General features: G+C 65.5%; 9 protein-coding genes. 2 read left to right on the top strand and 7 right to left on the bottom strand.

Going from position 1 to position 9,253, the window contains the following annotated elements; all coding sequences use genetic code 11:
* Positions 1-117 precede the first annotated feature (117 nt).
* The 7 genes from trmB to miaB form a co-directional block, all read right to left on the bottom strand.
* Positions 118-792, bottom strand: a complete 675-nt coding sequence (gene trmB / locus ACIQ42_RS11310) for a tRNA (guanosine(46)-N7)-methyltransferase TrmB (protein ID WP_397422288.1) — start codon at positions 790-792, stop codon at positions 118-120.
* Positions 793-948: 156 nt separating this feature from the next.
* Positions 949-2,169 carry a methionine adenosyltransferase gene (metK, locus tag ACIQ42_RS11305; protein ID WP_397422287.1) on the bottom strand — a complete coding sequence of 407 codons (1,221 nt, stop codon included), beginning with the start codon at positions 2,167-2,169 and terminating at the stop codon, positions 949-951.
* An 80-nt stretch (positions 2,170-2,249) separates the two neighbouring features.
* On the bottom strand, positions 2,250-3,848 hold the full coding sequence (gene lnt, locus ACIQ42_RS11300; RefSeq protein WP_397422286.1) for an apolipoprotein N-acyltransferase: 1,599 nt from the start codon (positions 3,846-3,848) through the stop codon (positions 2,250-2,252).
* A 7-nt stretch (positions 3,849-3,855) separates the two neighbouring features.
* Positions 3,856-4,749: a hemolysin family protein gene (locus ACIQ42_RS11295; RefSeq protein WP_397422285.1), complete on the bottom strand. Its 894-nt coding sequence runs from the start codon at positions 4,747-4,749 to the stop codon at positions 3,856-3,858.
* Positions 4,736-5,212 (bottom strand): rRNA maturation RNase YbeY, encoded by a 477-nt coding sequence (ybeY, locus tag ACIQ42_RS11290; protein WP_397422284.1) that lies wholly within the window; start codon positions 5,210-5,212, stop codon positions 4,736-4,738. Before ybeY ends, ACIQ42_RS11295 begins: the two co-directional genes overlap by 14 nt.
* Complete coding sequence (locus tag ACIQ42_RS11285; protein WP_397422283.1) at positions 5,209-6,171, bottom strand: PhoH family protein; 963 nt, start codon at positions 6,169-6,171, stop codon at positions 5,209-5,211. The genes ybeY and ACIQ42_RS11285 overlap by 4 nt, the downstream gene beginning before the upstream one ends.
* A complete protein-coding gene (gene miaB, locus ACIQ42_RS11280; RefSeq protein WP_397422282.1) occupies positions 6,168-7,526 on the bottom strand; it encodes a tRNA (N6-isopentenyl adenosine(37)-C2)-methylthiotransferase MiaB in 1,359 nt (452 codons plus the stop codon). Before miaB ends, ACIQ42_RS11285 begins: the two co-directional genes overlap by 4 nt.
* A gap of 129 nt (positions 7,527-7,655) precedes the next feature.
* On the opposite strand from miaB, the gene ACIQ42_RS11275 reads away from it, so the two are divergent.
* A complete protein-coding gene (locus tag ACIQ42_RS11275) occupies positions 7,656-8,522 on the top strand; it encodes an acyl-CoA thioesterase (RefSeq protein WP_397422281.1) in 867 nt (288 codons plus the stop codon).
* 206 nt (positions 8,523-8,728) lie between these two features.
* Positions 8,729-9,253: hypothetical protein (locus tag ACIQ42_RS11270; protein WP_397422280.1), on the top strand; the 525-nt coding region annotated here is incomplete at its 3' end.

Here is a 9,253-nt window from a genome sequence, read left to right as displayed (position 1 = left end):
AAGATCACATGACAGAGGATGACCCATGCATGCCGGCCTCCTTCACCAGCATGCAGCTTGAATCACTCCATCACTGATTTGGGAATCCCTCCCGATTCACAGCGTAGGGAAACCGCTCTAGGTTCTGAGGAAATCCAGGAACACCGGCACACAATCGCCGAGGCGTTTTTCCTCATAGCGGGTGGTTATGTGGTCGGCGGGCGGTCTGCGCCAGTCGCTGGCCTGATCGGCGGTCCAGACAAATGCGGGGTTGGCAGAAATGACCTCCAGCGCCCAGTCCACATAGTGGGCGACGTCACTGGCGAACCGCAGCCGTCCGCCCCGCTTCAGCAGGCGCGCGAAGTCCGCGACTGTATCGGTCTGAACCAGACGGCGCTTGTGGTGCCGGGCTTTGGGCCAGGGGTCCGGGAACAGGATGAACACGCGATCCAGGCAGGCGTCGGGTAACCGCGCGATCAGCTCGCGGACATCGCCATCCTGGAGGCGCACGTTGTTCAGCACTTGCTCATCGATGTGACGCACGGCGCTGGCCACGCCGTTCAGGAAGGGTTCTGCGCCCAGGATCAACACGTCCGGCGAACGCGCGGCCTGGGCGGCCATGTGCTCACCGCCGCCGAACCCGATTTCCAGCCAGACCTCGCGGGCGTCAGGTTTCAGCGCCTGAAGGTTGACGGTCCCCGCCGGTATTCGAAGGCCCGGCAGGCGGCTTTCCACCAGAGCGGCCTGTCGCGGCTTGATGGGGCGCGACTTCAGCCGTCCATAGGATCGAAGCAGAGGGTGGGCGTCGGGCATGGCGCCGTCTAGCTCATCACGCCGACGGCGTGAACAGCCAGAGTCCGACAGCACCTGAAAGTCCCGGCCAGGTCAGGATCACGACAGCCGCGGCGACCAGGCCGCATGGGCGCCGCGTTTCAGCGGCTGCGCCCACGCGCCCAGGCTCATGGTGGGTTACGCCAGCGCCTTCAGGGCATCGACCAGATCGGTCTTTTCCCAGGAGAAACCACCTTCGTTGTCCGGCTGGCGTCCGAAGTGGCCATAGGCCGCCGAGCGCGCGTAGATCGGACGGTTCAGCTTCAGGTGTTCGCGGATCGCGCGCGGAGTTGCGCCGCCGATCATACCCGGCAGGGCCAGTTCCAGCTTCGCCGGATCAATCTCGCCCGTGTCGTGCAGGTCGACATAGAAGCTCAAGGGGTTGGCCACACCGATCGCGTAGCTGATCTGGATGGTGCATTTGCGCGCGAGGCCAGCGGCCACGACATTCTTGGCCAGGTAGCGACAGGCATAGGCCGCCGAGCGGTCAACCTTGGTAGGATCCTTGCCTGAGAACGCGCCGCCGCCGTGCGGCGAGGCGCCGCCGTAGGTGTCGACGATGATCTTGCGGCCGGTCAGGCCGGCGTCGCCGTCCGGCCCGCCAATCTCGAAGCGGCCGGTGGGGTTGACGTGCCACTTGGTCTTCTTGGTGATCAAGCCGGCAGGGATCACGCTCTCGACGTAGGGGCGGATCACCGCCTCCAGGCGCTTGGGGGTGGCCATGTGCAGGCCGATGCGCTTCTTGTGCTGGGTGGAGACCACGATCTGCAGGATCTCGACAGGGCGGCCGTCCTCGTAGCGAACGGTGACCTGGCTCTTGGCGTCCGGCTCCAGTACCGGGCACTCGCCCGAGTGCCGTACATCAGCCAGCTTCTTGAGGATGTCGTGGCTGTATTGCAGCGTGGCCGGCATCAAGGCCGGGGTCTCGTCGCAGGCGTAGCCGAACATGATGCCCTGGTCGCCGGCGCCCTCGTCCTTCTTTTCGGTGGCATCGACACCCTGGGCGATATGGGCGGACTGCTCATGCAGGTGGCAGGCGTACTTGGCCTTGTTCCAGTGGAAGCCTTTCTGCTCGTAGCCGATGTCCTTGATCGCGGCGCGAACCTTGGGCTCGAGCGACTTCACGATCTCCTTGGTGAAAGCCTTGTTCTCGGACTTGGACCCGCCCGGTTTACTCGCGCGGACTTCCCCGGCCAGGACAATGCGGTTGGTGGTCACCAGGGTTTCGCAAGCGACCCGGGCTTCGGGGTCGGCGCTCAGGAAGGCGTCGACGACGGTGTCGGAGATCCGGTCGGCGACCTTGTCGGGGTGTCCCTCGGACACGCTTTCACTCGTGAAGATGTAGTTGGAACGGCTCAAGGGGTCGGGCTCCGGAATCTGGGGGAACAGGAATGCTGGCAGGAACCAATGTGGCGCAAGCCTATAAAGAAATCCTTATATCATGCCAAGGGCGAGCCTGAACCCAGGTCGGGACGCGCCGATCGACGACGTCGGCGGCCTGCAAGCCCGGCGCCAATCGACAGCACCACCATTCCAAAAAAGAGACCGTCGCCAATGCGGCTATAAAGGGTGGGCGCCGCCGGCGCAGGCAGGCGCGCATCGATCACGCCGGCTCGACCCAACTCCAGGCTCAACCCGGGAAGAAGCCGGCCATGAGCATCAATGACCGCCGATACTCCGGTTGGCGTGGATCGAACCATAGGCAGGCCCTGTTCGATGGCCCGATAGCTTGCAATGTTGAGATGTTGCCAGGGGCCGCTGGTGGCGCCGAACCAGGCATCGTTCGAGATGTTGAGTATCCAGGCGGGTCTGGTTGCGCCGGACCCCAGCCCGGGAAACAACGCTTCATAGCAGATCAGGGGCTGCATCGCCGGGATCCCCGGGATCAGAAGCGGGCGCGGCCGGGGACCCGGCGTAAAATCCTCCGGCATGCGAACGAGGCTGCGAATGCCCAGGCGCCCTGCCAGATCACCCAGCGGCAGAAACTCGCCAAACGGCACCAGTCGATGTTTGTCATAGTAGCCAGTGACCCGAAGCGCTTCCCCATCACGCTGAAACGCCATCAGAGTGTTGAAGTAGCGATAACCCCCGTCCGCCGTCGGCTCGACGCGGTTTGCGCCCATCACCAGGCGCTGGCCTGGCTTGAGGGCGTCGCGCAGGCGAGGAGCATATGGCGATTCCGGCCCGATCAAGTCGTTGATAACCGCTGGCAGGGCGCCCTCGGGCCAGATGATCAGGTCCGGGACACCGGACGCCGGGCGCTGGGACAGGTCGACATAGTCCTGGAAGACCTGATCGAGGTTCTCGGCCCTCCACTTTTCCTTCTGGTCGATATCGGCCTGCACGATGCGGATCAGTGGTGCGTCGGGCGTGTAGAGCGTACGCGCGGAGGCCGCCAGTCTGCCGGCCCCTCCGGCGAAGAGGCCAATCATCGCCACGCCCGTCGCCATTATTGCCCCTGCCTGGGCCAGGCGCGGGATTGGCAACATCAGAAGCGCTGGCGCTGCGCTGATCGCCAGCGTGATCCAGGTCAGGCCATAGGCCCCGACCAACGCGGCCGCCTGTGACGGCGCGCTGCCCGCCCGCCAGCTCTCACCCACCAGGTTCCAGGGGAACCCTGTGAGCACATGGCCGCGCAGCCACTCGACCACGGCGAAAACACCGGCGAAGACCAGAACCTTCCAGACACCATCCGGTCGAGCCAGCCGGTAGGCCAGACCAGCCAACCCCCAGAACAGCGAAAGCCCGCCCCCCATAAGCACGACCGCGAAGGGGGCCATCCAGCCGTAGACCCTTGGGTCCACCAGAAAAGGCTCAGCGATCCACCAGGTGGAGATCCCGAAGTAGCCCAGCCCGGCGAGCCACCCGAGCCAGAAGCTTGTCCTCAGCGGCCGTGCGCTGGCGATAGTTTCCAGCCTGAGCAGGATCAGGCTGTAGCCCAGAAGGCCCACGGCTACCCCGAACGGCGGATGCGCCAGGCCGGCTGCGAGACCGCCAAGCAGGGCCGTGAACGGCGCATACCAGGTGGGGCGGGGCACCGGGAGCTCAGCCGGCGATCGTTGGGCGGGCTGTCGAACGGTGCACGCGAACACGGGTCACCCGCCGCGGGGAGGCGGCGAGAACTTCCAGAACATAGCCGTCCGGATGCTCGATCCGCTCGCGTCGCTTCGGCACACGACCGGCCAAAGCATTGATCAGACCGGCCACCGTATCAATTTCCTCGTCCAGATCCTCCGGTGCCAGATCGACGCCCTCTCCGATGGCCTGTTCCAGCTCTTCCAGTGGCGCGCGGCCATCGACAATCCAGCCATCGTCGTCTTCGGCCACCGGCATGTAGGCCTGATCGCTCTCGTCGTCGTGCTCGTCTTCGATATCGCCGACCAGCGTTTCGAGCAGGTCCTCCAGCGTCACCAGACCGTCGACGCCGCCGAACTCGTCCATCACCAAAGCCATGTGGCTGCGCTTGGCCCGCATGGTGGTCAGCAGCCGCGTTGCGGCCATCGAGGGCGGCACGTAGAGTACCTCGCGGATCAGGTTATGGCGGCCTATCAGGATACGGTCTGTGGGTTTGGGCTTCCGGGTCGTGCGGGCCAGAAGCTTGAAAACATCCTTGACGTGGACCACACCGACCGGGTCGTCGAGCGTGTCGCGATAAACCGGCATGCGGCTGTGTTCGGCGTCCACGAAGCGGGCCACCAGTTCGGCGAAGGTGCTGCTGCGGTCCACGCCAACGATGTCCGTGCGCGGCTTCATCACATCCTCGACCCGGAGGGCCTGGAAGGCGCGCGCCTGGGTGACCAGCTCGCCGCCGGTTTCCAGCATCGGGTCAGGCCCGTCGTCAGCGGCATGTTCGGTTGTCCGGCGAAAGGCGTCGAACAGCCCCGCAAGGCCCCGCCAGAGGCGCGAGCCATTTCGACGGGATCGATCAGGATCGGTCATGCTCTCCCTCGCCGGCACCATAGGGGTCGGAAACCCCCAGTCTGCCCAGCACCGCACGCTCGAGGTCTTCCATGACCCCGGCTTCATCATCGCTCATGTGGTCGTATCCGAGAAGGTGCAGAACGCCATGCACCGTCAGATGTTGTAAATGGTCCGAGAGCGATTTGCCCTGCTCGGCGGCCTCGCGGGCGCAGGCGCCATAGGCCAGGGCGATGTCGCCCAGCAGGTTTTCAGGATTTGGACCCGCCGGGAACGACAGCACGTTGGTGGGGGCCGCCTTGTCGCGGAAGCGGGCATTCAGGTCCTGAACCGAGGCGTCATCGGTCAGCAGCACGGAGATGCTTTCTCCCCCTGCGGGTTGATTCCTGGCCGACAGCGCCGCCGCCGCCGCCGACCGCACCAGCGTTTCGGCCTCGGGCAGGGCGTCAGTCCAGGCAGAATCCTCGACTTCGATGTCGATCAAACTGTGCGCCCGCGCCTGGCCGCATCGTCGTCGTAAGCGCGCACGATACGCTCGACCAACGGATGTCGCACCACGTCCTCGGCTTCGAACCGGGTGACACCGATCCCTTTCACGCCCTCCAGAAGGCCAACAGCGTGAGCGAGGCCGGAATCGTTCGGGTGTGGCAGATCGATCTGTGTGGGGTCGCCCGTGACCGCCATGCGTGAACCTTCGCCCAGCCGGGTCAGCACCATCTTCATCTGGGCGCGGGAGGCGTTCTGGGCCTCGTCGACGATCACGAAGGCCTGACTCAGCGTACGGCCGCGGAGGAAGGCGATGGGCGCGACCTCGATCTCGCCCTTCTCGCGGCGGCGGCGTAGTTGCTCGGCGCCCAGGATATCGGTCAGCGCCTCCCAGACCGGCGCCATATAGGGATCGACCTTCTCGTTGAGATCGCCGGGCAGGAAACCCAGCCGCTCGCCCGCTTCAACGGCCGGTCGCGAGACGATCAGGCGGTCCACATCACCGCGCAACAGCATGCCCGCGCCATGGGCCACCGCCAGAAACGTCTTGCCGGTTCCTGCCGGACCGAGCCCGAACACCAGATCACAGCGCCCCAGCGCCTCAAGGTAGCGAGCCTGGTTTGGCGTCTTGGGCGCCACCTGGCCGCGACGGCCCACCGGCAGGGACTGGCCCGCCGCGCCGCGCGCGCCGGTTCCGCCGCGGGCCTGCCCGATGGCCACCCGCACATCAGCATCACCGACCTCAAGACCCTGGTCGGCGCGATCGGCGATAGCCTGGACGGCCTTCTTCGCCTGGCCGCGGGCCTTGGTGTCGCCGCTGAGCGACACGCCGCCGCCAGGTGTTTCCACCAGCACGCCGAAAGCGTCCTCGATCAGGGCCACATGACGGCTGTTGGTTCCGGCCACCGCGCGGACTGCGACGTCGGACAGCGGAATGAACTCCGGCGTGCGGCTCATGCGGGCGTCAGGGCCTCGGCCAGCACGCCAGACAGGCTCATGCGGGCTGCGGCCTCGATCCTCACCGGCACGATGAGGCCGATCATATGCGGCGGCGCGATGGCATGGACCGCCTGCAGATAGGGGCTGCGGCCGATCAGCTGACCCTCATGGCGGCCCGGGCGCTCGAACAACACCGGCAGGATCCGGCCCACCTGGCTCTGGTTGAACGCGCGCGCCTGTTCGTCCAGCAGGGCGTTGAGGCGCGCCAGCCGTTCGTCCTTGACCTCTTCGGCCACCTGGCCCGGCATGGCCGCAGCCGGGGTGCCGGGACGCCGGGAGTATTTGAACGTGAAGGCCGAGGCGTAGTTCACATCGCGGACCAGCTGCAGTGTCGCCTCGAAGTCGGAATCCCGCTCGCCTGGAAAGCCTACGATAAAGTCGCCGGAGATCGCCATGTCGGCCCGGCTCGCGCGGATCTTCTCGATCAATCGCACATAGCTTTCCGCCGTATGGGCGCGGTTCATCGCTTTCAGAATCTTGTCCGATCCCGACTGCACCGGCAGGTGCAGATAGGGCATCAGCGCGTCCAGATCGCCGTGCGCGGCGATCAGGGTATCGTCCATGTCGCGCGGATGGCTCGTAGTATAGCGAATGCGGTCGACGCCCGGGATTTCTGCCAGCCGTCGGGCCAGGCCGGCCAGGCCCTGACCTGCGTCGTTTGCACCATTGTAGGCGTTGACGTTCTGGCCCAGCAGGGTGATCTCGCGCACGCCCTGCGCCGCCAGGGACCGGGCCTCGGCCTCGATGTCCGCGGCCGGCCGCGACCACTCCCCGCCGCGCGTATAGGGTACGACGCAGAAGGTGCAGAACTTGTCGCAACCTTCCTGCACCGTCAGGAATGCGGTCACGCCGGTCGGCCTGCGGGTCGCCGACAGGACGTCGAACTTCTCCTCCGGCGCAAAATCCGCCGACAGCCGTTCGCCCCGGGCGCGGTGGCTTCGCGCGATCAACTCCGGAAGCTGGTGGTAGGCCTGCGGCCCGACCACCAGATCCACAGCGGGCTGGCGGCGCATGATCTCTTCGCCCTCGGCCTGTGCGACACAGCCGGCGACGGCGATCGTCATCATCTGACCTTCGGCCCGGCGAGCGTCCTTCATTTCGCGGATCTTGCCGAGCTCGGAATAGACCTTCTCGGTGGCCTTCTCGCGGATGTGGCAGGTGTTCAGCACCACCAGGTCGGCGTTCGCCGGATCATCGGTCATGCCATAGCCCAGGGGGCTGAGGACATCAGCCATCCGCTCGCTGTCATAGACGTTCATCTGACAGCCGTAGGTCTTGATGTAGAGGCGCTTGGGCGGCGCGGGCGCGGACATTCCGGGGTTATGGGGGCGCGGCCGCCGGGGCGCAAGTTTCGCGCTGCCCATCTGGCGGAACGGGCCTTCTCACAGACCCGTCGAAAGCGTATGCCGCGCCTCCGCAAATGCAGCATCACGGGACCGCACATGGATACCCAGACCCTGGTCGAGACGCTTCAGCTTGAACGGCTCGAGGTCAATCTGTTCCGCGGCACCACGTCGGACGAGGAAGCCCGCGAACGCATCTATGGCGGCCAGGTGATCGCCCAGGCATTGCTGGCGGCTTATGAGACCGTCGAGGATCGGGTCTGCCATTCCCTGCACTGCTATTTCATCCGGCCCGGCGATCCCAATGTGCCGATCATCTTTGACGTGGATCGCTCTCGGGATGGCGGTAGCTTCACCACTCGCCGGGTGGTGGCGATCCAGCATGGTCAGCAGATCTTCAATCTCGCAGCCTCGTTCCAGGTGGAGGAAAAGGGCTTTGAACACCAGCCCGAGATGCCTTTCGCTCCGGGCTGGGACACCGTCGAAGACGACACAGAAGTCCAGCGCCGCCGACTGAAGGACGCCCCGCCCGAGGCCCGGGCCTGGCTGGATCGGCCACAACCCATCGAGATGCGGACAGTAGACGGACGTTTCGACGTCGCCGCGCCCGTGCCGCGCGAGCCGTTACAGCAGGTCTGGTTCCGCGCCAAGGACACGATCGGCACCGACCCGCACATGCACCAGGTGATCATGGCCTATGCCTCCGACATGAGCCTGCTCGGCACTTCGGTCCGGCCGCACGGGGTGAGCTGGCAAACGCCGGGCTTTCAGTCGGCCAGCCTGGATCACGCCATGTGGTTCCATCAGCCCACGGACTTCAACGAATGGCACCTCTATCACCAGGAGAGCCCGTCGGCTTCCGGTGGGCGGGGCTTCAATCTGGGCTCGATCTACCGGGCGTCGGACGGCGTGCTGGTGGCGAGCTGCGCCCAGGAAGGGCTCATGCGGATGCGGCGTGTGAAGTAGTTTGTTCTTGATTTGTTCTTGACCTGACTTCGAACTCGAGTTATCGTCGCAAAACTCGGGGTGGCGTGACGGCGCGGGCCCGTATTGTGGGAGGGTTGGGGATGGCTGGAAAACAGCCTCATCGCGGGGCTGCGCGTCGAGAGACGATGCCCGAGTTTGTGGCTCGGCGGGCGCGGGAAGTCGCAAATCGAGGCTTGGCGGCTGAGATGGCTGCCTACGATGCCGTTAAGGCGGCCATTCGAACCGGGCAGGGCTATCGCCTGATGACGCCGGGAGAGGTGGTTACCTTTGGAGCAGGCCTGATTCAGCGCTCCAAACCTAGGCCCGCCGCGCCGCCGGCGCCGTCCGCGCGCTCAAAACCAAGCAGTCTCGACGACAGCCCAACCGCAAAAGCTGTAGGGGGTACGCTGGCGTATGCCGCTGGACTCGCTCCAGGCGCCGTCCGGGGGGCGGTGCATACAGGCCAAGGCGCCGTTGATGCCGCCCTATTCGCGCAGCGTTTGGCGAATCCCCTCGATCTGTTGCTCAGTCCATCCGGTCAGTCAGCGGTCGCCCAGGCGTCCAATGCGGGCCGATTGTTCGCCGACTACGCGGTGGAGGGCGTGCAGAACCCATCGAAGGTCCGTAACGACTTGACGTCTGCTTTCCAGGATTTCCGCATCAAACACGATCCGACTGTCACGCCGGCTGCCGATACCTTGGGCGGCGAGATGAAGCGGACATTCGCGCTT

Origin of the sequence: Phenylobacterium sp., from assembly GCF_044372605.1 — a bacterium.
In the GTDB taxonomy this organism is placed as follows: domain Bacteria; phylum Pseudomonadota; class Alphaproteobacteria; order Caulobacterales; family Caulobacteraceae; genus Phenylobacterium.
The sequence above is the reverse complement of the archived record's forward strand: the minus strand, read 5'-3'. Positions and strand labels throughout refer to the sequence as shown.

Bases quoted from the DNA above. Each gene is read 5' to 3' on its own strand.
- ACIQ42_RS11295 (WP_397422285.1), bottom strand. From the start codon at position 4,749: ATGACCGATCCTGATCGATCCCGTCGAAATGGCTCGCGCCTCTGGCGG.
- ACIQ42_RS11275 (WP_397422281.1), top strand. From the start codon at position 7,656: ATGGATACCCAGACCCTGGTCGAGACGCTTCAGCTTGAACGGCTCGAG.
- trmB (WP_397422288.1), bottom strand. From the start codon at position 792: ATGCCCGACGCCCACCCTCTGCTTCGATCCTATGGACGGCTGAAGTCG.
- ACIQ42_RS11285 (WP_397422283.1), bottom strand. From the start codon at position 6,171: ATGAGCCGCACGCCGGAGTTCATTCCGCTGTCCGACGTCGCAGTCCGC.
- miaB (WP_397422282.1), bottom strand. From the start codon at position 7,526: ATGTCCGCGCCCGCGCCGCCCAAGCGCCTCTACATCAAGACCTACGGC.